At 42.1% G+C, this 24,293-nt stretch carries 17 protein-coding genes; 12 read left to right on the forward strand and 5 right to left on the reverse strand.

The window, feature by feature from the left end:
* Positions 1 to 27: 27 nt before the first annotated feature.
* The 10 genes from B879_RS02625 to B879_RS02670 all read left to right on the forward strand — a co-directional run bounded on the left by B879_RS02625 (position 28) and on the right by B879_RS02670 (position 14,146).
* On the forward strand, positions 28 to 2,667 hold the full coding sequence (locus tag B879_RS02625) for an SLBB domain-containing protein (RefSeq protein ID WP_009183592.1): 2,640 nt from the start codon (positions 28 to 30) through the stop codon (positions 2,665 to 2,667).
* Positions 2,667 to 3,740, forward strand: a complete 1,074-nt coding sequence (locus B879_RS02630) for a GumC domain-containing protein (RefSeq protein WP_009183593.1) — start codon at positions 2,667 to 2,669, stop codon at positions 3,738 to 3,740. Before B879_RS02625 ends, B879_RS02630 begins: the two co-directional genes overlap by 1 nt.
* A gap of 12 nt (positions 3,741 to 3,752) precedes the next feature.
* Entirely contained in the window at positions 3,753 to 5,069 is a 1,317-nt protein-coding gene (locus B879_RS02635; RefSeq protein ID WP_009183594.1) for an oligosaccharide flippase family protein, read from the forward strand.
* The gene (locus B879_RS02640; protein ID WP_009183595.1) at positions 5,026 to 5,964 is read left to right on the forward strand and encodes a glycosyltransferase family 2 protein; all 939 of its coding nucleotides are present in this window, start codon (positions 5,026 to 5,028) and stop codon (positions 5,962 to 5,964) included. Before B879_RS02635 ends, B879_RS02640 begins: the two co-directional genes overlap by 44 nt.
* Positions 5,955 to 7,352 (forward strand): O-antigen ligase family protein, encoded by a 1,398-nt coding sequence (locus tag B879_RS02645; RefSeq protein ID WP_009183596.1) that lies wholly within the window; start codon positions 5,955 to 5,957, stop codon positions 7,350 to 7,352. Before B879_RS02640 ends, B879_RS02645 begins: the two co-directional genes overlap by 10 nt.
* Positions 7,349 to 8,482 carry a glycosyltransferase family 4 protein gene (locus B879_RS02650; RefSeq protein WP_009183597.1) on the forward strand — a complete coding sequence of 378 codons (1,134 nt, stop codon included), beginning with the start codon at positions 7,349 to 7,351 and terminating at the stop codon, positions 8,480 to 8,482. The genes B879_RS02645 and B879_RS02650 overlap by 4 nt, the downstream gene beginning before the upstream one ends.
* Before the next feature lie 181 nt (positions 8,483 to 8,663).
* Positions 8,664 to 10,814: a GAF domain-containing hybrid sensor histidine kinase/response regulator gene (locus tag B879_RS02655; protein ID WP_009183598.1), complete on the forward strand. Its 2,151-nt coding sequence runs from the start codon at positions 8,664 to 8,666 to the stop codon at positions 10,812 to 10,814.
* A gap of 263 nt (positions 10,815 to 11,077) precedes the next feature.
* Entirely contained in the window at positions 11,078 to 11,863 is a 786-nt protein-coding gene (locus B879_RS02660; RefSeq protein ID WP_238542071.1) for a class I SAM-dependent methyltransferase, read from the forward strand.
* The gene (locus tag B879_RS02665) at positions 11,853 to 13,016 is read left to right on the forward strand and encodes a glycosyltransferase family 4 protein (protein WP_009183600.1); all 1,164 of its coding nucleotides are present in this window, start codon (positions 11,853 to 11,855) and stop codon (positions 13,014 to 13,016) included. Before B879_RS02660 ends, B879_RS02665 begins: the two co-directional genes overlap by 11 nt.
* Positions 12,986 to 14,146: a glycosyltransferase gene (locus B879_RS02670; RefSeq protein WP_009183601.1), complete on the forward strand. Its 1,161-nt coding sequence runs from the start codon at positions 12,986 to 12,988 to the stop codon at positions 14,144 to 14,146. Before B879_RS02665 ends, B879_RS02670 begins: the two co-directional genes overlap by 31 nt.
* On the opposite strand, the gene B879_RS02675 is transcribed toward B879_RS02670, so the two are convergent.
* A complete protein-coding gene (locus B879_RS02675; protein WP_009183602.1) occupies positions 14,130 to 14,681 on the reverse strand; it encodes a 2'-5' RNA ligase family protein in 552 nt (183 codons plus the stop codon). The two genes, B879_RS02670 and B879_RS02675, sit on opposite strands and share 17 nt — an antisense overlap.
* Before the next feature lie 154 nt (positions 14,682 to 14,835).
* Here B879_RS02675 and B879_RS02680 point away from each other — a divergent pair, with 154 nt between their 5' ends.
* The gene (locus tag B879_RS02680) at positions 14,836 to 15,747 is read left to right on the forward strand and encodes a universal stress protein (RefSeq protein WP_009183603.1); all 912 of its coding nucleotides are present in this window, start codon (positions 14,836 to 14,838) and stop codon (positions 15,745 to 15,747) included.
* Here the strand turns inward: B879_RS02680 and B879_RS02685 are convergent.
* Positions 15,744 to 16,676 carry a class I SAM-dependent methyltransferase gene (locus tag B879_RS02685; protein WP_009183604.1) on the reverse strand — a complete coding sequence of 311 codons (933 nt, stop codon included), beginning with the start codon at positions 16,674 to 16,676 and terminating at the stop codon, positions 15,744 to 15,746. The genes B879_RS02680 and B879_RS02685 overlap by 4 nt on opposite strands.
* Positions 16,666 to 18,036 carry an exopolysaccharide biosynthesis polyprenyl glycosylphosphotransferase gene (locus B879_RS02690; protein WP_009183605.1) on the reverse strand — a complete coding sequence of 457 codons (1,371 nt, stop codon included), beginning with the start codon at positions 18,034 to 18,036 and terminating at the stop codon, positions 16,666 to 16,668. The genes B879_RS02685 and B879_RS02690 overlap by 11 nt, the downstream gene beginning before the upstream one ends.
* Before the next feature lie 198 nt (positions 18,037 to 18,234).
* Between B879_RS02690 and B879_RS02695 the strand changes: the two genes are divergently transcribed.
* Positions 18,235 to 18,906, forward strand: coding sequence for a class I SAM-dependent methyltransferase (locus B879_RS02695; RefSeq protein WP_009183606.1), 672 nt, complete (start codon positions 18,235 to 18,237; stop codon positions 18,904 to 18,906).
* Between the two features lie 797 nt (positions 18,907 to 19,703).
* Here the strand turns inward: B879_RS02695 and B879_RS02700 are convergent.
* The gene (locus tag B879_RS02700) at positions 19,704 to 21,113 is read right to left on the reverse strand and encodes an efflux transporter outer membrane subunit (protein WP_009183608.1); all 1,410 of its coding nucleotides are present in this window, start codon (positions 21,111 to 21,113) and stop codon (positions 19,704 to 19,706) included.
* On the reverse strand, positions 21,110 to 24,292 hold the full coding sequence (locus B879_RS02705; RefSeq protein WP_009183609.1) for an efflux RND transporter permease subunit: 3,183 nt from the start codon (positions 24,290 to 24,292) through the stop codon (positions 21,110 to 21,112). Before B879_RS02705 ends, B879_RS02700 begins: the two co-directional genes overlap by 4 nt.
* Position 24,293 lies beyond the last annotated feature (1 nt).

Genomic DNA, 24,293 nt, shown 5'->3' on the forward strand with positions numbered 1-24,293 from the left:
CGTTGAAGAAAAGGCGGTGAAAATTATATGAAAAACCATCCTTCCAGAACCCATAGACCAATGCCTGCTTTGCTGCAATATGCAGTCATAATAATGCTTGGCCTTCTTTTCTTTTTACAATTGCCTCAGGATGCCCAAGGGCAAACCCTACCAGATATTGCTACCATCAAGGTGGATGAACTTTCCGATGATCAAATCAGGGAATTAATCAGAAGGGCATCTGAAGCTGGTATCAATGAAATTGAATTGATCCAAATGGCAAGATTAAGAGGTTTACCAGTTAGAGAGGCCGAGAAGTTGCAAAAAAGGATCGAGCAACTGGAAATGTCTACTATCGGCCAAAGGACGAGGACAACTGCTTCCAAAAGGGAGCCCAGAAAACAGGTGGACTTCAATGAAATCAGTCAAGGTATTTTTAAAGTACAGGGGGATTTTGAAGGAATAGATGAAATACCCTCCAATATTTTCGGTGCCGATCTTTTCTATAATAAAAACAGAAGGCTCAGTTTTGAACCCAATCTAAATATTGCCACACCAAAAAACTATATACTTGGCTCAGGGGATATGGTCTATGTGGATATTTACGGAGAATCAGAGCAGTATTATGAGGCCAATATCAACCCCGATGGGTTTTTAATCCTGGATAATATTGGGCCGGTGAGTGTCTCTGGAAAAACCATTGAAGAAGCTACAGGAATCATTAAAAACCGATTGGCCACTTACTATCCGGGGATTAGGGGTAATAACCCCAGTACTTTTGTACAGGTGACTTTAGGTAATGTTCGCGCTATTCAGGTCCACTTGGTAGGTGAAGTCAGACTACCAGGAACTTTCACTTTAAGTGCCTTCAGCACTGTTTTCAACGCCCTTTATGCAGCAGGCGGGCCCAATGAAAACGGATCCATGCGTAACATCAAAGTGGTCCGTAATGGCAAAGCAGTAGCCTCCGTAGATGTATATGATTTTTTGGTTGAAGGGAAGGCCAACCTAGACCTTAAACTGCAGGACCAGGACCTGATTTTGGTGGAACCTTTTATCGCCCGTGCAACGGTCAAAGGAGAAGTCAAACGTCCTAAAATCTTTGAAATCAAAGAGGGTGATACCTTTGAAGATCTATTGCGTTATGCTGGAGGTTTCACCGATGAGGCATTTAAAGACCGCATCAATGTCACCAGAATTACTGGAAAAGAGCGGGCTGTTTCTGATATTTTCAACAATCAATTTGGTCTCTTCTTAGTCAAAGGAGGCGATGAGTTCCAGGTCGGACGTGTATTGAACAGATTTACCAATAGGGTCCAGGTCAAAGGGGCTGTTTTCCGTGAAGGCAACTATGCGCTAAGCGAGGGTATGGGACTAAGGCAGTTGATCGATAATGCCGAGGGACTGAGAGGGGATGCTTTCATGGAAAGGGCCAGCATACTGAGGACTTATGATGACCTAAGTACAGAGGTTTTGACGGTCAACCTCAAGGCCATCATGAGTGGTACTGCCTCTGATGTCTCCTTACAACGGGAAGATGTGGTCAGAATTGCCAGCATATATGATCTTCAAGAAGAATTTTATGTACAGATCAACGGTGAGGTGAGAAATCCGGGCACCTACCCCTTTTCCAAAAACATGGCTGTAGAAGAGCTGATCATTATGGCGGGAGGGCTGAGAGAAGCGGCCAACATACAGGATGTAGAAATAGCCAGAAGATCGGCTACCACAGCTGAGGGAAACTTTTCAGATATCATTCCGGTAAGCCTCAATGCCAACCTTAGCCCGGATAACCAATCAGCTATCCTGGTACCATATGACATGGTGTTAGTCAGAAGAAAATCCAACTTCAACTTGGACAAATTGATAAAAGTAGAAGGCCAGGTGAATTCCCCGGGCATTTTCCCCATCAAAAATGCAGAGGAAAGAATTTCTGATGTCATCAAAAGGGCTGGAGGTCTTACGGCATTTGCCTACCCAAAAGGTGCGACATTGATCAGAAGAACTGAGTTTTATGAAACAGAGTCCGAGCAATTGCGAAGACAGCGTAACCTCTTGGATTTGCAGCAAAAACTCTTGATGGACCCTAATAATACAGAAGCGCAGGAGCTCCTATTGGAAAGGTTGTTCAGGGACTTAGGAAATGATCCTGAAGTGATTGGGGAAGGATTGGAAGCAGCTGCTACCAAGCGGGAAGTTATTACAGGCATTACGGAAAGCAAAGCAGATATTGCGCCTGTTAAAATCAGGCAAACTGAGGCAGTAGCCATTGACCTGGAAGCCATCATAAAAAATCCGGGATCTGACCTGGACATGATTTTGGAAGAAGGTGATATCATTTCCATTCCCCGTCAATTACAGACTGTAAGACTAAGGGGCGATGTGGTTTATCCGGCAACGGTGCGGTTTGAAAAAGAAAAAGGGATGAAATATTACATCAACCGAGCCGGTGGATTTGATATCCGGGCCAATAGGAAAAGGACTTATATTGTCTATGCCAATGGAGAAGTAGCCCGGACCAAAAGCTTTTTGGGCATGAGGGCCTATCCATCAGTAAGACCGGGTTCAGAAGTAATTGTACCCACCAAAGGCCCTAGGGTCCCTATCCGTCCAGGTGAATTGGTAGGACTTGCGACAGGTTTGGCCACCTTGGTTCTTGTTGTCACCCAAATCAATAACAATCCATAATGGCAGAGCAAAAACATATCGTTGATGACAAGATTACTTTGAAAGAGGTGATCGAGCGACTCAAATACTGGCTGTTTTTCTTTATAGGCCAATGGAAAGTTTTACTTTTAGCGGGATTGATCGGAATCGCCTTTGGTGCTTTGGCCTCTTTCCTAAAAAAGCCTGTTTTTCACGCGGAAACCACCTTTGTTTTGGAAGAAAATGACATGTCGGGTCTCAACCAAATGTCAGGCTTGGCATCCTTGGTGGGGGTTAACTTAAGTTCCCTCGGTACTTCGAGCGGTTTGTTTCAAGGCGATAACATCATGGAACTTTACCGCTCTGACAATATGCTCGGGAAAACCCTACTGAGTCCTTTTGATGATGCTAGCCTTTTGGTTGACCGCTTCATAAGCTTCAATAATTTGGATAAAAAATGGAAAAGGAAGGTGGATTTAAACGCTATGGACTTTTCTATTCCAAGGGAAGATTTTTCAGTCAAGCAAGATTCCGTGATCAAAGAAATCAGTAAGTTGATCCGGGAAAAGCACCTTTCCGTAGAGAAGCCCAACAGGAAGCTTACTATCATACAAGTTAATGTGGCAGCAAAGGATGAGCCATTTGCAAAAATCTTCAACGAGCACCTGGTGGAAAATGTCAATTCCTTTTACTTTGAAACCAAGACCAAAAAAACAGCTGAAAATGTAGCTATTTTACAATCCCAAGCCGACAGCGTCAGGTCTATATTGGACGAAAGCATCCTGGCCTATGCCAGCAGTACGGACCGGGTGCCTAACCCAAATCCCATCTTGCAGGCGGCAACAGTTGAAGCCAGAAAGCGACAAGTGGACGTGCAGGCTTCAACGGCCGTATATTCGGAGATTGTAAAAAACCTGGAAATTGCCAAAGTCAATCACCGCAATAATTCTCCTTTAATTCAGATCATTGATTCCCCCAGATTTCCCTTAAAAAGGTCGGAAATAAGGCTATTAAAAGGAATGGTTTTTGGGGCTTTGATTTTGGGCCTTTTGACCTTCATTTTGCTATACTTGAGGCAACTGTATCGGCTTCACGTCAGTAACTCCGAGGCATAGCCTTTTTCGCACATGTTTGACAAAATTCTTTCTTCTTCTTACGGCAACCTGATTCGGAGCAAATCGATTCAGAATTTTATTTTTTTGGGTTTTATTCAGGCCTCCAACATTTTGATTTCGCTGGTTTCCATGCCTTTATTGATCGACTCTATTGGTGTGGATCAATTTGGACTGGTCAATTTATCCCTATCTGTCATTATCTTACTCAATATATTGGTCGGCTTTGGTTATAACCTCAGTGCACCAAGGGAGGTGGCGATCAATCAAAAAAACCCAGCCGTACTTTCCCGGTTGGTTTCCAACATCATTTCCAGTAAAACTATCCTGGCTTTCATCGCTGCCCTGATCATTTTGATTGCGGTTTTTGGGCTCAACCTTTTCAGGGAATACCAAGTGATTTTGGTTTTTTCCATTTTGCTGCTTTTTTCGGAAGCCACCATACCCCTTTGGTTTTTCCAAGGTTTGGAAAAAATGAAGATGGTTTCTGTGGCCAATGTATTTAGCAAATTGCTCTACCTTTTGGGAATTGTCATGTTTATCCATCAACCGGATCAGGCCAAATGGGTGAACTTTATCCTTGGTGGTTCAGGATTAATGATGAATATATTTATCCTAATTTATATACACCATCAATTGGGTATCCGTTTTTTCAAACCTAATATTCACCAGGTTTTTGAATCACTAAAGGAAAATATACTCCTTTTTTTCTCCAACCTGGCTTCCCATATTTCCATCAATGGGGGCCTGATCATCCTCAGCTTCTTTGCCACAGCCGAAACACTGGGTATGTTCAGTTTAGCCGAAAGGATCACCATGGTCCTTCGCATGCTGCCGGCTTTGGTAATTCAGGCCATTTATCCAAATGCTTCCAAACAATTTGAGAAAAACAGATCCGGTTTTTTCCGCTTTCTTAAAAGGGCTTACTTAAATGGCCTCTTTATGGGCTTCTGCTTGTCTTTATTTACCTACTTTGCTGCTCCTTTTATCATTCAGGCCCTTGCCAAATCCCGCTTGGAAGACTCCATCGTTTACCTGAGACTATTGGCTTTTGTACCACTTTTAGCCTGTTTAAATATTGCAAATGTACTTATCTTCCTGGTGACAGATAGAAAAGGGGAAATGTTCAGGTCTTCCTGGTTGATGTGCCTATATATGGTGAGCGCTTCTTTGGTGCTTACTTCTAAATTTGGTGGTGTGGGACTTTGCTATGCGCTCCTTTCCACAGAAGTGGTTATTTTTATGATCAGTACTTATTTGATTTATTCCAAAAACAAAGACATGTTCCATGGGTTCAAAACCTCCCTTTTCGGTAGCAATAATCATCATTAATTGGAATGGCTATGCCCTCAGCAAAAGGTGTCTTTTATCCTTGGAAAAGGTCAGCGGTCCAGCCCATCAAATCATTATCGTGGACAATGGTTCAGTGGATGGCTCCTTGGAAAAACTCCAAAAAGAATTCCCAAAACACATTTACCTGAAAAATGAAAAAAACCTGGGATTTACAGGTGGCAATAATATCGGAATCACCCATGCACTGGAAAAAGGATTTGATTATATCCTGCTGCTAAACAATGATACTGTCGTAAGCCCGGATTTTCTGGAAGAGCTTTTAAAGGCAAAAGACAAGCTTTCCAATGCAGGTATGCTACAACCCTTGATCCTGTTCCTCGACAGCCCGGATAAAATATGGAGTGCAGGGGGCAAATACCTAAAAACCTTCGGGGTTGCCAAAACCTTGGGGGATCATGCTGTTCTGGCCAATTACAGCCTTCAAGATAAAAAGCTGGATTGGGCTACAGGTTGCTGTATGCTGCTACCTGCAGAAGTGATCAAAAAAGTCGGGTTATTGGAAAATGCCTATTTCGCCTATTTTGAAGATGTGGATTGGTCCCTCAGAATCAGAAATGCAGGTTATAATATCTACCTGGCTTCCCAAAGTACCATTTACCATGAGGGAAGCGCTTCTTCAAAAAAGGCCCATGACGAGGGAACACTAAGTCCAACAGTGTTTTACCTGCATGCCCGAAATCAGCTTTTTCAATTGAGAAGACATAGCAAGGGACTGCACATCCTCACGGCATGGTCCTACCATTTGCTAAAGTATTTTGCTTGGATGTCTTATTTTTGCCTTCGAGGCAGGTTTAAAAAAATGAAAGCCGTTGGTAGGGGCATCCTCCATGGGCTTCGCCTGGACCATACACAAGCTGACCCCTTATGTCCCTGATCTTCTTTTCCATTATTGCCTTATTGATCCTAGTACTCCTTTTTTGGGTACTCAACAGGATGATACTGCATGGTAAATGGGAGTATGTCATCTTCTTTTTGGCATTTTTTTTACCCTTTTACATCACAGTTTTAAGCCTGGCATACCTTTCTACCAATTCGGTACTGATTGTCAATATTTTTCAGTTCCTCAAGGAAATCGTTGTGCTCTCAGCCATTATCTCCTTTATTTTTTACCAAAAGAACATATTTGCCTACCCATTCAGGCTGCATACAGTAGACTACTTGTTCCTCGCATTCTTGGGACTGGCTTTCATTTATTTGTTTCTTCCGCTTGGAGAGGCGAGTTTAATCAATAAAACACTTTATTTTAAAAATATGCTGATCCCTGGCTTGGTGTATTTCTTGGGGAGAAACACCAAGTTTGAGGATAAAGAAGTACAATTGCTGTTCAAAGGTATCTTTTATATTGCTATTGCTGCCTTTCTGATGAATCTATTTGAAAGGGCCATAGATACGCATTTGCAGTCCTTAACAGGTTATGCCCTTTTCAATCAGCAAATCAACGACATTGATCCTACAGGGCATTTTGGGCTGACATGGACTTTTGAAACCCAAGCTGTGACCAAAAGACTGGCCTCCTTTTTTTCAGATCCCCTGGAACTAGCCAGTTCGGTACTTCTTGGATTTTCAGCAGGATTGATTTGGTTTTTAACCAGCAAAAGAGCAAATGCCACACTGGCAACTTTCGTCATGTTATGTGCCATGGGCAGCCTGTTTTTTGCAGCCTCCAGGGCAGCCTTCTTGGCTTTCTTTGTGATGATCTTTTTTGTAGCCATCATTTTTAAACTGTATAAATTGATCCTTTCAGGTTTTTTTGTAGTCCTGCTTTTTATTGTATATGTACTATTTTTCGCCTCTGAGGATTTCTATTATTTTGTAGTAGATACCATAACTTTTGAAAACACTTCCAGCTTGGGTCATTTGGTGGAATGGTTATTGGCGTTGGATTCTATGATCGCCAACCCACAGGGAATTGGATTGGCCATGAGTGGCAATGTAGGCAGCGTAGAGGATGAACTCAGGGTGGGCGGTGAAAACCAGTTTTTGATCTATGGTGTACAGTTGGGTTGGTTGGGTATGTTCCTTTATATCCTCATCCTTTATTTCGGCATCAAAATCTCACTGAAGGTATTTAACCAAACTGATGACCTGATGACGGCAAGGATTGCATTCGTGGCAGCCTCTGTAAAATTTGGATTACTCCTTCCACTATTTACGGCCAATGCAGAAGTATATACTTATGTATCTTGGGTCAGCTGGTGGATGGTAGGTTACAGCGTCTTTGCCTATCAGAGAATCAGGTATGCTAAATCTTCCATCACATGAAAAAGAAAACTGTGTATGTCGACCTTTTTTATTTGAATACAGCCCTAACCGGCATCAAAACCTATATGTCTGAATTCTGTGAGGCGGTAGAGGAAAACACCTCGGATGAAGTATCCTATATTTTCTCTCATAATTTCCGGCAGCAAATGGCCAGCAATTTTTACAGGGGGAATGTCGCTTATTGGAAAAAACTGTTTTATCATATTTACTATTTTTTTTGGAAGCAATGTCTCCTTCCCTTGAAAGTCAAAAAATCAGGTGCTGATGTCCTGATCTGTTTTGACTTCATTGCACCCGCTTGGCCCCTTAAGGCTAAAAAGCTTGTAGTAATCCATGATGCCTTTTTCTGGCAGATGCCACAAAATTACAACAAGTTTTGGCGGGCTTATTTTATTCCCATGATCCATTCGGGGTTAAGGGGGAAATGTACTGTTGTTACTACCTCATTCACCGCCAAAAAGGCCTTGGAAATATACTCGGGCATCCATAAAAATATTGAGGTTATCTATCAGTGCCCCAAACTCCTTCCTGAGCATACCCAAACCGAAGGAAATACACTGGAAAAATTCGGCATTCAGCCAAAGCGGTATTTTCTTCATGTGGGTAGCTTTGATAAAAGAAAAATGATCCAAACCCTGGTGGATGCCTTTGGGGTGATTGAAAAAAAATACCCTGGGAAATACAGCCTAGTCCTGGTCGGTGAACGTGGCCTAAGTCTGGCACTGGATGATTATGATAATGTTGTTCGAAAAATAAAGGATGAAAATCTCACCGCTCAAGTGAAATTAACCGGATTCCTTCCTGATATAACAGTAAAAGAACTCTATCAAAATGCCTTTGCCTATGTATTCCCTTCTTCAAATGAGGGCTTTGGCATCCCCGTCATTGAGGCCATGAACAATCATATTCCAGTGATCATTTCCAATCAGGACGCTTTGATGGAAATAGCTGCAGAAGCAGCCCTGATACATGAGGTAGGAAATGCTGAAAGTTTGGCGACAATGATGGAGCGATTAATCGAAGATCCCACACTTATTGAGGAATTAATTGAAAAGGGAAATAGAAGATGTGCACACTTCAACCGTTCATCATTTTTCAATCGCTTTGAAAAACTCATTAAACAGCCATAAAAAAATAATAAAACAACCTTTAAATATTATATTTTACATTTCACCATATATAAAAAGCAAAAAGTTTATTTGAAAACAACTGTAGGTTTTTGGTTTTTGATAAATTCACAATACATTTAAAAGATTTATATGATAACCTGCTTGCCATTCATCTAAAATTCAGTGGCAAAAATACCTTTGCATGACCGTTTCAAAGTTACTATATGCTGATCAGGAAAAAATCCTAAAAAAACAGCTAGAGCTTCAACAAATTCTGATTGATATATCTACCAAGTACATCAATATGGATCCTAAAGATCTTGATAAAAATGTACAGGGATCACTAGGACAATTGGCGAAATTTGTAGAAGCTGACAGGGCTTATATTTTTGAATATAATTTTGAAACATATACCGCATCGAATACCTACGAATGGTGTGGCACGGATATTTCCTCCGAAATCGAAAACCTTCAGAATCTTCCCATGGATTATATTCCAAATTGGGTAGAAAAGCATCAAAAAAGAGAAATTTTTGGTGTACCTGAGGTAGGAGCTTTGAAAGAAGGTCCACTTAAAGACATCCTATTGCCACAGGGAATCAAGACCCTTATCACCTTCCCCATGAGCTACAAAAACCAGCTTTTGGGATTTGTGGGTTTTGATTGGGTAAGAGAAGTTCACCCTTACTCGGAAACCGAACTGCAATTACTCCTGGTCTATGCCGAAATGCTCGTCAATATTAAAAAACGGGCCGAATTGGAGTCTTTCCTGATCCAAGCCAAAGAAGAAGCTGAAGCCGCCAATAGATCTAAATCTGAGTTTTTGGCCAATATGAGCCATGAAATCCGAACCCCCCTCAATGGAGTTATCGGTTTTACAGATTTACTTATGAACTCTGACCTTTCAAATGAACAGCGGCAATATGTACTCAGCGCCAATATTTCTGCCCATTCATTGCTAGGATTAATCAATGACATACTTGATTTTTCAAAGATTGAAGCAGGGAAACTGGAAATCGAGCAACTGGAAACCGATATCCTTGACCTCGCCGAAGAAACCGCAGATATCGTTAAATTCAATACCGCCAAAAAACAAATTGAATTTTTGCTGAATATCCCCCATGATATACCAAGATATTTTCAAGTAGATCCCATACGGTTAAAACAGATTTTGGTCAACCTTCTGGGCAATGCCATCAAATTTACCGAAAAGGGAGAAGTAGAGCTGAGCATTTATTTTAAAGAAATTCAAGGCGCTGATAATGAAGGGCTGTTTACCTTTTCTGTAAGGGATACGGGTATTGGGATATCTGATGAACAAAAACCCAAACTTTTCAGGTCTTTTTCTCAGGCTGACGCCTCCACCACCCGTCGTTATGGAGGTACGGGACTTGGTTTGGTCATTTCACAGATGCTGGCAGAAAAAATGGATACCCAGATAGCGTTTGAGTCTGAGTTAGGCCGAGGCTCTAGGTTTTATTTTACCATCAGAAGCCCTTTTAAGCGATCTGACCAACCTGAGAAGTCCTTTGATGTGAGTAAGGTCCTCATCATTGATGACAATAAGAACAACAGGAACATTCTAAGGGATATTTTAGCCAATTGGAGTATCTCTACAGCGGAAGCTGGAAATGCCATTGAAGCACTGACGCATTTAGAAAAAAATCAGGACTTTGATGTGATCATTGTTGATTATCACATGCCCTATATGGATGGAATTTCAACCATCAGAGAGATCAAGAAACTTTTTGCAAGAAAACCTGAAGTAAAGAGTCCGAAAATTATACTTTACAGTTCCGCGGATGATATGCGTTTGGAAAGTGCCATCAAAGAACTGGGTATAGATGCCAAATTGATCAAACCTGCAAAAGTTTCAGAACTGTTCCATTGCCTTCAGCGACTGAGTCATTCAAGTGCTAAACCTCAGGCACTGCCGCAGAACACAAAAGATATTTTGGAAGAAACCAATCAGTCTAGTTTTAATATCTTAATCGCAGAAGATGTGCCTCTAAATATGCTGTTATTGAAAACCATCATTTCTAACAAATACCCGAAGGCCAAGATTACCGAAGCTTTCAATGGGCAAAAAGCAATAGATGCATACAAAAAAGAAAAACCGGATCTGATATTTATGGATGTTCAAATGCCTGAAAAAGATGGGTTTGAGGCAACTTTTGAAATCAGGGAACTTGAAAAAGCGTCCGGAGAATTTACGCCAATTGTGGCACTTACGGCAGGCGCTCTGGAATCTGAAAAGCAAAGATGCCTTAATGCAGGAATGAATTACTTTTTGACCAAACCCATCGATAAGGAAAAACTGGCAGAAGTTTTGGAGATAGCATCAGGCAAATAGATAGGAGGACGGTTTATTCAAATACACAAAAACGTTTTTCGTTTTTGTTAAAAAGTTTATTTTAACATGAAGATATATCTAGGTCCAAGATCTGAGATTTTTTGGCTAAAAACTGTTAATTTTCTGAATTATTTGCGGGAATTATGAGGCAAGAACAATGCCCCGTTTGTGGTGCAGAGGATAAAAAGGAAAACAGAAACTTTTCTCTTATTTTATGTAAAAAATGCGGGGTTACCTGGACTCTAATCCAATCCGATTTGGATATGGCAGCCCTATACGAAGATGAGATATATACTGTTGTGGACAACAGAAACTCCATTTTTGAAAAAATCATTTTTCAGGAAGCTTCCAATGTAATCCATACGGTAAATAGACTCCTTCCCGACATTTCTCCTTTGCGTTGCCTGGACTTTGGTTCAGGTAAGGGTCAATTTTTGTTCCAGGCAAAAATTGCAGGTTGGCAGGCAATGGGTATAGAAACAGCTCCTGAGCGGGCCCGTTTTGCCCAGGAAAAATATGGCGTAAAAGTACAGACAGAACAATACAGTAAAGGCAAAATTGATTCAGGTAATTTTGATGTACTTACGTTGTTTCATGTACTTGAACACCTGCCAGCTCCTTTAGCAATGTTAAAAGAGCTCTGCGATAACAATCTAAGAAAAGGGGGGATTCTAGTCCTTGAAGTCCCCAATATAAAAAGTTGGCAGCACCAGTGGGCAGGTGATAAATGGATGCATTTGGACATTCCCAAACACCTCAGTCACTGGCACGAAACCCAATTGGCTGAAAAGGTAGAAGCACTTGGCTTCAAGCGGGTCAAAAGTCAATACTTTTCCCTACATTTGGGTGTTTTGGGCAATTTAAGTGCCCTTTTAGGAAAATTAGGTTACGGGGGAAATATCATTTATGACCTCAAAAACAGGAAAAAACCCCCCATGCTTTTAGGGGTCGGCCTTATTTTCCCATTATCTTTGTTGTTGGAAGTTTTTGCCTTGCCTTTCCGGAGAACGGGAATCGTCAGGTTATATTTTAAAAAAAATGAGTCATAAAGGGAGAGTAATTTTTTTACATAGTTCTTCGGAACTTTACGGAGCATCTAAAATCCTGATCTACGTGATAGAAATATTCAGGAAACTGGGCTATTCCACCCTTTTGGTACTCCCAGGTGAGGGTCCCTTTCGGGCGGAAGTGGAAAAGAGAGGCATAGAAGTGGTCATTGTCAACCTGGGTATCCTTCGGAGGAAGTATTTTAGTCCATTCGGAATAGTCAACAGGGGCAGGAAATTTTTGAAAGCTTATCGGTTTTTGAATAAACTTCATAAGGAAGAGCCCATAAAATTGGTGTATTCCAATACTTTAGCTGTAATAGTTGGTGCAATTTTTGCCAAGAGAAATAAAATCAGCCATATTTGGCATATTCATGAAATTATCAACTCGCCGAGGTTTTTGGTGCGGTTTTTGGCTAGACAAATCAATGGTGTTCAAAGGAGACCTGTAGTGGTTTCTGAATCCGTCGCCCAACATTGGGCCGGCTTATTGAACCTAGAGCCTGAAGTAATTCATAATGGCATAGATTATGAACCCTTCTTGAATGGCAAAAAGGATGTTTATGCAAAAACCGGACTGCCAGAGGACAGAAAGATTGTAACAATGATTGGGAGGGTCAATCCCGGAAAAGGACAGTTGTCTTTTTTAAAAATGGCCAAAGAAGTAATCAGGGAGCATCCCGACGCACTCTTTTTGTTAGTGGGTGATCCCTATCCTGGCTATGAAAATTTATTGGAGGAAGTTGGGGACTTTATTCAGGACAATGGCTTGGGCAAGCACGTCATGGATTTGGGATTTAGATCAGATGTTCCTGAAATCCTGAAGTGCACTAATGTTTTTGTGCTGCCATCAGTCTTACCGGATTCTTTCCCTACAGTCGTACTTGAAGCTATGGCTTCTGCACTTCCTGTAGTGGCGACCAAATCAGGGGGGGCAGTAGAGATGTTGGAAGAGGGCCAATCTGGCTACCTGATCGAAATAGACGATATTGTTATGGGCAGTCAGCGGATTAATTACCTGCTTTCCCACCCGGAAGCGGCCAAGGCAATGGGTAAAAAAGGAAGAGACCGAGTATTAAATAATTTTAGTTACGGGCAGTTTGCCCAGAAAATGGAAGAATATATATGCCAGATATTCCCGGAAACGAGAAATTAAAAGTAGCCATCCTTGGCGCAAAGGGTTACCCATACGTGTATGGAGGCTACGACACCTTAGTCAAAGAACTGGGAGAAAGGTTACAAAAACGAGGAGTAGACCTTAGGGTCTATTGCCACCGTGCACTTTTTAATGAAAAGCCACCAATTGTCAATGGCATCAAATTGATTTATACCCCAGCTATAGAAACCAAAAGCCTGACCCAATTGACCCATTCTTTCATTTCCATGTTACATGCCTGTCTGTCGGATGTTGATGTCATTTTTGTGGTCAACAGCGGTAATGGTCCTTTTGGTGTAATTTCGAGGTTTTTTCGAAAACCTACTGCCATCAATGTGGATGGGCTGGAATGGCTTAGGCCCAAATGGAGAGGTTTTGGTTCCAGGTATTTCATTTGGGCTTCCCGAATGGCTACAAAACATTATGACCGCATCATCAATGATTCGGATGAAATGCACCGCATTTACAAAGAGATGTTTGATGTGGATTCCACTGTTATAGCATATGGGGCCAATCCTGCAGAAACCGCCAATCCCCAAAAAATAGAAAAATGGGGACTGGAAAAAGGCAGCTATTTCCTTATCGTAGGCCGATTGGTACCCGATAATAATGCCGATCTTTTGGTTGAAGGATTCATTAAATCCAATTCAAAAAGAAAACTGGTCATTGTAGGTGATGTACCTTATCGGGATGAGTTTGAATCCAAGCTGAAAAAAATCCCTGATGACCGTTTGCTTTTTACTGGTTATGTCACAGATCCGGAAGAACTTAAATCCCTATACATCCACTCTTTTGCCTATTTCCACGGGCATGAATATGGGGGTACCAACCCTGCCATGCTCAAAGCACTGGGTTTTGGCTGTGCAGTATTAGCCCTGGATACGGTTTTCAATAGGGAGATGCTTCAGGATGGCAAACATGGCTGGTTCTTCGAAAAAAATGCTGAGGCCGTCACAGCATGTGTGGAAAAAGCGGAACAACAACCTGAATCCATGAGGTTTTTGAGAGAAACGGCAAGGGAAGGTTTGATCGACCGTTATAACTGGGACGTTGTGACTGACCAATACTTGCAGGTTTTTGAGGAATTGAAAGAAAGTAAGAAAAAAGCAAAACTTATCCTTTCAGAGTAAAACGGTGGATTACCTCCCACCTGCCTGCTGTCCTTTTGAGTAAAGCCACATCTTTTGCAGAGTAACGGGCAGAAAAGCGCTTTTTCCTGAAATGATCCCAATAGCTATCAAAGTTTTTTGGTTTTAGGTCTTTAAAAGCAATGGTCATGTGCGGGTGGAAAGCACGGTCACTGAGTTCCTTCACCAATTTAAGCTCTTCTTTGCAAAATGTGGCAAGCGATTCCTGAAGATTATTCAAAGCCTCCGAAGGTCTGAGTGCTACAAAAATCACCCTTTTACCAAATCGGTCAAAGCCATGGAATGACAGGTCAAAAGGTGAAAAACCTGCTAAAAACTTTTCGAGTTTGGCAATTAACCTGTCCTCTTTAAACCCATTGTAGGTAAAAGGCATTTTAATCGTCACATGGGCTGGAGATTTTAAGGCATATTTTACGCCGAACAGATCCCGCATTTCCTCTTTTAGGGCTGTTGCTTCAGACTGTATATTCCCTTCAGGAACCAACGCAAGAAAATATTTTTCAGCTTGGGTTGCCATTTAACACAAATATATCCGATTTCAGCTGCTTTTGGCTTTATTTCAAAAAGCTTTCCTTTAAATTACAGCTAGAATTTTCTAAAACTTACTTTAATAGCGTAAATTAATAACAAATAACACGATTTCGGTTTAAAACCTTATTGAGCACCAAATTATGAAGCATTTCACCAAGGCAATGGTCGGGCTGGATTTCAGCAAAATGGACGAGATCCTTACCCAAAAGGTGGCCAACCTCTCGGAAGTATTGGGAATTGAAAAACTATATTTTATTCATGTTGCCAAAGACCTTTCTCTTCCCGAGGAGATACGCGAAAAATATCCGGACCTCGTGGTCCCTACTGATGAAACCCTTAAGGCAGAAATCAATACCTTAATCAAAGCACAGGGTTTTCCAAAAGAAACAGAAATCGAAATTATTGTTGAAGAGGGTAAACCCATGGAAACGGTATTACGCTGGGCAAAAATCAAAGATGTGGATGTGCTGATCATGGGCCGTAAAGAAGAACTGGAGGGAAGTGGCTCTCTTGCCAAAACCATGGCACATAGAGCGCCATGCTCAGTACTTTTTTTCACCGAAAAAAGCCCAATAAAAACACCGCAAAAATTATTGGTACCGATGGATTTTTCTGATCATTCCGTGATGACACTGGAATTTGCAGACCGGCTGGCCAACGAAATCGGAGCGGAAGTGTTGGGAATGCATGTTTATACCATACCCTTGGGCTATTATAAGACCGGTAAGAGCCATGCGGAATTTGATGTGATCATGAAGGAATTGGCCATTAAAGATTATAAGAAATTCCTCCATAAACATGGGTTGCCGGAATATGATTGCCTTTTTTTGCTAAAAGAAGAAGGAAACGAGGGGCGCTTTATCATCAAAACAGCCAAAGAAAATGCGGCTGATATGATTTTAATGGGAAGCCGTGGCCGAACAGCCTCTGCCGCAGTCCTTTTGGGAAGCATTGCAGAAAAATTGGTCAATGTCAACAATGAAGTGCCTACCTTAATATTTAAGAAAAAGGGAGAAAACATGAGTTTCTTAGATGCCTTGATGCGGATCTAATCAGACTCAGACTTAACAAAATAAAAACAAACCTGATCACCAAGGCCCTGTTGGTTGTACAACAGGGCTTTTTGTTGCCATGCTTTCAGTGCTGCTTCCGAAAAATATTGTTCGCCTGCCTTACTCAAAGGTATTCCCTCTTTATATAATGCTGTCCCCCAAAACTGAAAGGCTGTACTGTCAAAATCCATTGCTTTAAGTTTAAAACCCAACCTTTCAGTTAAACTTTTTATACCTGCAATACTGGGAATATGTAAGTGACGGGGCACATCCAACTGAACCCAATTAACACCTTCTTCTTCCCATACCCTGGCATCTGAAACAGGAATCCTGATCAAAAGAACACCTTTTTTGCTCAGCAAGCCCTTACATTTCCGAAGTATTTCTTCAGGGTTTTCCATATGCTCGAGCGCGTGGTGCATCATGATCAGATCAAAAGTACCTTCAATCTGCGCCAAGGGTTTCTTGAAAAGTTTGAGACCAGGTGCTATGACTTGGTCGCCTGGTATAAATGGATCATACCCCTCCAAATTGCTAAAGCCTGCAACATGCATTTCATAAAGCAACTGACCATTACCGCAACCTATATCCGCAATTCTGGCAGAAGTGGCTGTCTGTGAACAAAGCATCCATTGACCAAAAATAGGCCGGAAAAAACTTAGGCCGGAAAGAAAAAAACGATATCGCCATCTTTTCAACAGTTTTTTGACCGGTCCTGAAGTGACCAAAGTATTTAATGAATAATAATTGGGAGGATAATACGGAGATAAATCATCAGGAATATCCAACAAATGAAGGCTACCACAGACTTGACAGGAACCAATATTAAAAGTTTCACCCGTTCCAAACATCATTTCTTTAACCTGATGCTTTTCGGGAGGTCCATCATGCCCGCAATATTTGCAAACTAATACCGAATCAATAGACATTTTCCCGATTATAGATCAATTCATGGCATGTTTGAACACAAATCTTTAAGTCCAGCCAGATTGACCAGTTTTTAATGTAAAAATAATCGAGTTTGAACCGTGAACGTATCTGATAAGGGTTTTCTATTTCACCCCTGAACCCCCTTACCTGAGCAAGACCGGTGATACCAGGCTTGATCATATGACGGGAATTATATTTTTCAATTTTAGTCTTAAACTCTTTATTCATGGGAACTGTGTGGGGCCTTGGACCCACAATAGACATGTCGCCCATTAATACGTTGAGAAATTGTGGCATTTCATCCAAAGAGGTGCTTCTTAAAAAAGCGCCTATCCGGGTTACCCTTGGATCCCCTTTCTTAGCCTGCTGCTCATCAGCATAATCATTAGGGGTCATGGAGCGGAATTTCAAACAGTTGAAAACCTTGTTATTGAAACCGTTGCGTTCCTGAATGAAAAATACAGGCCCCTTGGATTCCAATTTGATCAATAAACCCACCAAAGGAATCAGCCAACTCAATATAAATACTGTTACAAATAAGGAAAAGACCACATCAAAGGCCCTTTTCATAATTCTATTGGCCGCAAGATCCAAAGGAATCTCATTGACATTGATTACAAATAGATCACCATAACGGGAAAAAGAAAGCTGCTTTTCCAGTTGCAGGGCATTGCCAGGGATTACTTTTACTTTGATATAATGCTCATCGGCAAAATCAATTAGCTTTTTTACCACTTTAGCATCCCTGAGCTCTTGTATGTATATGATATCTATTTCTTTGGCAACCGCCTCCTCAAAAAATTCCTTTAGCCGGTCCTTGTCCTGTGTAATCTCCGGACTGAAATCATAATGCCCCATAAACCGGATGCCAAAATCCCTGCGCCTATGGAGTACCTCTGCCAATTTACCGCCAATCTGCCCATTGCCCAAGATTACAGCATTTCTAAAGTTGAAGCCCTTGGAACGGTATTTACGGAGTACAAGAAAAGTACCTACCCTATAAAAGGATAGAAACAGAAACAATGTAAAAGAAAGGGTAGAAAAGAATAAAAGGCTATTAACCTCTTCCAAAACAGGAACCCACAAAATGGCTACGATCACAAGAAACCAAAGCAAAGAAACGATCAATTTACCAAATAATGCATCTATCTGGGAAGTTCTTTCCCATCTGTAGTCTTTTCTTAAGATGGTAATTACCATCCATACCATGATGAATATACTAAAAATAGCACGATCCGGACCGTTATAATAGCCAAAATCCCCCATCAAAAATGAAAGCAGGATGATTGAGAAACTCATCACTGCCAAATCTCCTATAACGAATAACCAGGGGAAAATCCTGTCAAAACGTTTTTTCATAAAAATAACAATCTAAAATCAAAGACATTAACGAAGACCTACCCTTAGACGTTGGGTTTTTAGATATTAATAATTAATTATAACTTTGCCCCTGAATGATGTAAAATTAACAAAGATTCCTAAAGCGGACTTGATTTTGTAGCATTTAATTTCAAATTATTCTTAAGATTGCCAATCTCCGGATACTTTCATTCATTTATGCGTCACTTTAAAGCCTTGCTGGCTTCCTCAGACCATCCTGATTCTTTTGGTTATGCCATGAGAAACAGACGGTTTAAAGTTTTTGAAGCCCTCATTCAGAAAAATTTTCCCAATGGAAAAGTAATCAAGGTATTGGATGTGGGTGGAACTGACTATTTTTGGAAAGATAGGGAATTGGTACAATCCGGGAAACTTCAAATTACGCTTCTCAACCTTCAGGAAGAAAAAAACCTGAGTAATGGCATTAAAAGCATTGCGGGAGATGCGACCGATCTTTCCATGTTTGAAGAAAATCACTTTGACCTGGTATTTTCCAACTCTGTTATTGAACACCTGTATACCTGGGAAAACCAACAAAAAATGGCCAGGGAATGCATGCGCATCTGTAACAAATATTTTATCCAGACACCCAATAAGCATTTCTTTGTGGAAGCGCACTATGCTATTCCATTTATCCAATATTTTCCAAAATCCCTAACCTACAGCATCCTGACAAAAACCCGACTTAGTAGACTCAGAAAATGGGACCCCAGAGACGCCAAACAGTACCTTGATGAAATCAGGCTGATCAATAAAGCTGAAATGCAACAACTGTTTCCAGATGCACAAATCTACAAGGAAAAAATGATGGGTATGACCAAGTCATTTACCGCGCATAACATGGGCTGATCTTTGATTTTTGTCCACGCCTGCCTGCTTTTGGAAGGAGTTAATAACCATTTTCCAGTTAAAAACTTTTGTCCACGCCCGCTTGCCCATGGCAGGAATTATTAGGATGACACGAATGTGACGGCAATGCAATAAGTATTTATCATTTCCCGTGAGTTAAATGATGTGGATAAAAAAATTACAACAAATGAAAGACTGCGCTAAATTCAACTTCTCCCGGAGTTGGGCGGACCGAGGATTTTATCACCATTTCCCCGAGTTGCCACTCGGGTTCAGCGTTACAACCCTGTGAGCACCGCAAACAATCCGTATTCTATCCGGTGAGCTTGCGAACCATCTGAGATTATCAGCCTAATCAGCGTCATCCCTGCCTGCTGACCGCAGGAAGGCAGGCGCGTTCTATTTTGTTGTGAGATTGCGAACAATCAGCGTTCTATTATATGATTTTTCAAAACCTTCGAGGTTTCAAAAACCTCAAAGGTTGGTACCCCCAGCGCCAGCTGCTTGGCGTTCTTCCTTCGTCTGACACTAATCATAACGATCAAATTGCAGCCGAAGACCTTTGGACCTTATGAATTTATTTTAATTTCTTGGTGTCCTTTGCGCACTTTGTGGTTTAAATAGCTTTTAGATTTCTCTCTCCGTTCGATATGACAAGGTGAAGCCTTTAACACTAGCTATCTTACTTAACTTTTTAAACGCCCCTCCTTAATGAAACCCTTAAAAGTCTTAACTCCTTCATGGTTCCAATCCGCCTTCCGAAATCCCACTTTTCCTTTAATCTTTTGCCTTGGTTCTTATTCCCGTACTGGTCCTCCTCCCATCACCTTATAGAATCGGGCATAAGCAGAAAGCAGGGATTGCTTGAGGTGTACCAACTCCAATTCTGCATCAAAAGCCTGTCTTTGTGACTCGAGAAATTCCAAATAAGAGGTGACCCCCTGAGTATACCTTGCCCCACTCAAAAACTGCGCACTTAAAGCAGATTGCTTCCTGTCCCTGGCTATTTCAATTTCCTCCTCCAAAGTCCTGATCTCGACCTTGACATCCTGAACCTCCCTCCAGGCATTCAATACGACATTTTCGTAATTAAACAAAGCCTGAAACTCCTTGCTTTGCTCCATATCCACCATCCTTCTGATCTGACCCCAGAAAAAGATAGGACCCATCAGTTGCCCTCCAATATTCCACAAAGGATTCTGCAAATTGAGTGTACTGAAGTCGTCAGAAATGATGCCCAAAGTGGCGTCCAAACTGATACTGGGAAGCATCCTGGCTTTGGCCGCCCCAACTTGGGAATTTTGTGCCATCAACTGGTATTCTGCAGCAATAACATCAGGGCGGTTCATCAGTAAATCCACCGCCTGATAGCGCTCTATATTCGCATGAGGTTTGATCTGTTCCAGGGAAAACTGCTTATTGAAGCGCATAGGACTCATTCCGATAAGGAAACTCAAGGCATTTTCAAGTTGAACCGATTTCCTTTGAAACTTAGGAACCGCACCCGCAGCAATCGCCCTTAAGATATTGGACTGTTCCACATCTGTTTGCTGGATGATGCCCTTTTCAAAGCGCTCAATGATAATCTGATGCATGCTGTCTCTTAAGGCCAGGTTGCTTTTTGCAATCTCCAATTCCTCCAAAGCCTGTACCCAGTTGAAATAAGTCGTAGCTACATCGGATACCAATGTGATCTGAAGGCTTTGCAGGCCAAACTCACTGCTTAACAATTGGTAGCGGGCCGCATCAGATAGGTTTCTCAACTTACCCCAAAAATCCAACTCCCAATTCAATCCTGAGCCCACAATATACAGTTCATTAACCTGCCCGATCTGGTTAAAAAGGAAATTTCCCCTTTCCGCAGAAGCCTGTGCACCCAATCTGGGCAAAAGCTCGGCGTTCTGAATTTTCAAAGCCATGCGGGCCTGTACAATCCGCTCCGCGGCCATCAAGACATTTCTGTTGTATTGTAAACCTGTTCTGATCAGGGTGTCCAGCAAAGGATCATTGAAATACTCCCACCAGATCAGGTTGGCATTGCCCGTCTTGGACAAATCCAAGGTATTGATCTCCTCCATGGCTGCATCCTCCCCAAACGCCGGTTTCTCAGCAATAGGAATATTAAAATCTACCCCTTGGTAAGGCTTACCGGCCTTACATGCTGCCAAAAGGCCCAATAGGCCTATAAACCATAAAGCTCTTTTCATCCTTCCAATGATTTATCTCCTTGAACCAAATCCCTTTTCTGCTCATATTTGAAAAGCTTGCCCACCAAAATAAACAGCAAAGGATACATAAAAACCCCTAAAAAGGTCGCAATTCCTATTCCCCCCAAAAGGGCCATTCCCATTACCTTTCTGGCTTCAGCTCCTGAGCCGGAAGCCAAAATCAAGGGCAGAATGCCCAAGACAAAGGAAAATACAGTCATCAGGATGGGCCTGAACCTAAGCTTGGCCGCATCCACGGCCGCATCATACAAAGAAAGGCCCTCATCAAATTTCATTTTGGCAAACTCCACAATCAAAATGGCATTCTTGGCCGCCATAGCAATCAACAGAATCAAGGAAATTTGGGCAAAAATATTCACCTCAAAACTCAGCGAGAAAATCCTGGCGAAAGACAAGAAAAGGAATGCTCCAAATATGGCAAATGGCGTTCCCAATAATATGCTGAAAGGCAAGGACCAACTTTCATACTGGGCAGCCAGGATAAGAAATACCAGAAAGAAGGAGAACGCAAAAATCACCCCTGCCGAACCGGAGGATTTCTTTTCCTGAAAACTCATGCCATTCCAGCTGTAATCCATGTTATCGGGCAAGACTTCTTTCGCCACCTCTTCCAAGGCATTCAAAGCCTGAATAGAACTGTATCCCTGAGCAGGAACCCCCGTCACTTCCGCAGAACGGAATAGATTGAAGCGGTTGGTATATTCCGGGCCACTCACTTCCTTCACTTCTAAAAAGGTACTGATGGGAACAGATTCTCCTTGGTTATTCTTCACAAAGAAAAGTTCCAAACCTTTTTCATTTTGCCGATATTCTGACTCTGCCTGAATATAAGCCCGGTAAATCCTACCAAACTTGGTGAAGTCATTGACATAAGCCCCACCCAAAAAGGCTCCAAAAGTCTGGTAAACCTCTTGAAGATTAACCCCTGTTTTTAATATTTTTTCTATATCCAAATCAATGTAACGCTGAGGCACAGAGGCTTGGTACTGGGTGGAAGCCCTGGCAATTTCAGGCCTTTCGTTAGCTGCCTGGATAAAGGCCATGGTATTTTGGAAAAGATACAACGGGTCTGCCCCTGTTTTATCCTGTATCATGATACTGAACCCCGCCCCGGAACCTAGACCCGGTATGGCTGGTGGCCCGAAGGCAAAAGCTACCGCATCTTTGATTTCGCGCCGCAACAGCACATTGATTTTGTCAACTACATCCTTTGCAGTAGTTCCTGGGCGTTCAGCCCAGTCAATCAAAGAAATAAAGACAAAGGCCGAATTGGTACTTAGGGCATCAGCTAATAAATTGTAGCCCACTGCTGTGGCATAATCCTCTACTTCCGGAATATCTTTCAATATCTCTTCTATTTTTCTTGCCACTTCATCCGAGCGCTGCAAACTTGCAGCACTAGATAGCTGAACGCCAAGAAAAATATAGCCTTGGTCCTCTTCAGGAATAAAACCACCAGGAAGTTTGGCTCCCAAAATACCCGCAGCAATAACTGTTAAAAGGACTAAAACCGCCCCCCTTTTTAGTTTACCTGAAACAACTTTGGTAAAGGAAGTATAGGATTCAGTGGCTTTATCAAAACTCCTGTCAAATCCATCAAAGAATCGCCCCAATATTCCTTTTCTTTCACCCTGCTGTTTTGGTTTCAGAATCAACGCACAAAGGGCAGGAGACAGGGTAAGTGCATTGATGCTGGAAATGATTACTGAAACCGCTATGGTAATTGCGAACTGTTGGTAAAGCTTCCCGGTAATCCCAGGTATTCCCACTACAGGAACAAAAACTGCAACCAAAACCAAACTCGTAGCAATCACAGGGGCGGTCACTTCCTTCATGGCTTCGGTAGTTGCTTTTTTAACCCCCATCCCCTGATCCATCTTTACCTGCACTGCCTCTACGACTACAATGGCATCATCTACTACAATTCCTATGGCCAAAACCAATCCCAGCAAGGACAAGACATTGATACTGAAGCCCAGTAAAGGAAATAGCATAAAAGCACCCACCAAAGAGATGGGAATGGCCAAAGTAGGGATAAGGGTAGCCCTCCAGTCCTGGATAAACAAAAAGACCACCAAAATCACCAGAACCAGGGCGATGATCAAGGTTTCCACAATTTCACTGATACCGGCAACGATGGGTTTGGTAGCATCCAAAGATACCACGTAATCAACCCCCTCGGGAAAGCCTTCTGCCAATAGGGCCAATTCCTTTTTGACATCCTCAGCCACCTGCACCGCGTTGGATCCGGGAGATTGATAAATGGAAATCAGAGCACCATCCTGCCCATTGGTACGGGTAAAGGCAGAGTAACTTTCAGTTCCCAGTTCTATTCTGGCAATGTCCTTTAATCTAACCTGGGATCCATCAGCATGCGTACGGACAATGATTTCCCTGAAGGCTTCCTCAGTCTGCAAGCGTTCTGGCAAACGTACCACATAGGTAAACTCGGTTCCCGGAGGGGCTGGCTCTGCTCCCAATTTTCCTCCCGGAACAATGGCATTCTGACTTCTAATGGCCTGGGTAATTTCTCCAATGGTAATCCCCATTTTGGCCAAAATATCGGGTTGTACCCATATCCTCATGGAATAATCAGAAGCCCCAATGATACTTACCCTTCCCACACCGGGAATTCTGGCCAACCTGTCCTGAATGTTGATGATGGCATAATTACCCAAAAACTGCTGGTCATAGCGACCATTCGGGGAAATCAAAGACAACAAAAGCAAAGTATTGGACATGGATTTTTGGGTGGTCACCCCCAACCTGGTCACTTCCTCAGGGAGCTTGGCCATGGCTGAGGAAACTCTGTTTTGGGTAAAAACGGTATTCATATCAGGATCTGTGCCGATATCAAAAGTCACCTGAACACTGACCGTGCCGTCGTTGGAATTGGTGGACTTCATGTAAATCATGTTCTCCACCCCGTTGATCTGTTGTTCCAGTGCAGAGGCCACTGACTGTTCCACCGATATGGCATTGGCACCTGTATACTTGGCGCTGACCCTTACGACAGGGGGCGTAATGTCCGGATATTGTTCAATCGGCAGTGTGCTGAGGGAAATCACCCCTATTACTACAGTGATGATGGCAATGACAATAGCAACTATAGGCCTCCTGACAAAAAACTGATACTCTTCTTTGATTGGATTCTCCATA

Origin of the sequence: Cecembia lonarensis LW9, from assembly GCF_000298295.1 — a bacterium.
Classification (GTDB): Bacteria; Bacteroidota; Bacteroidia; order Cytophagales; family Cyclobacteriaceae; genus Cecembia; species Cecembia lonarensis.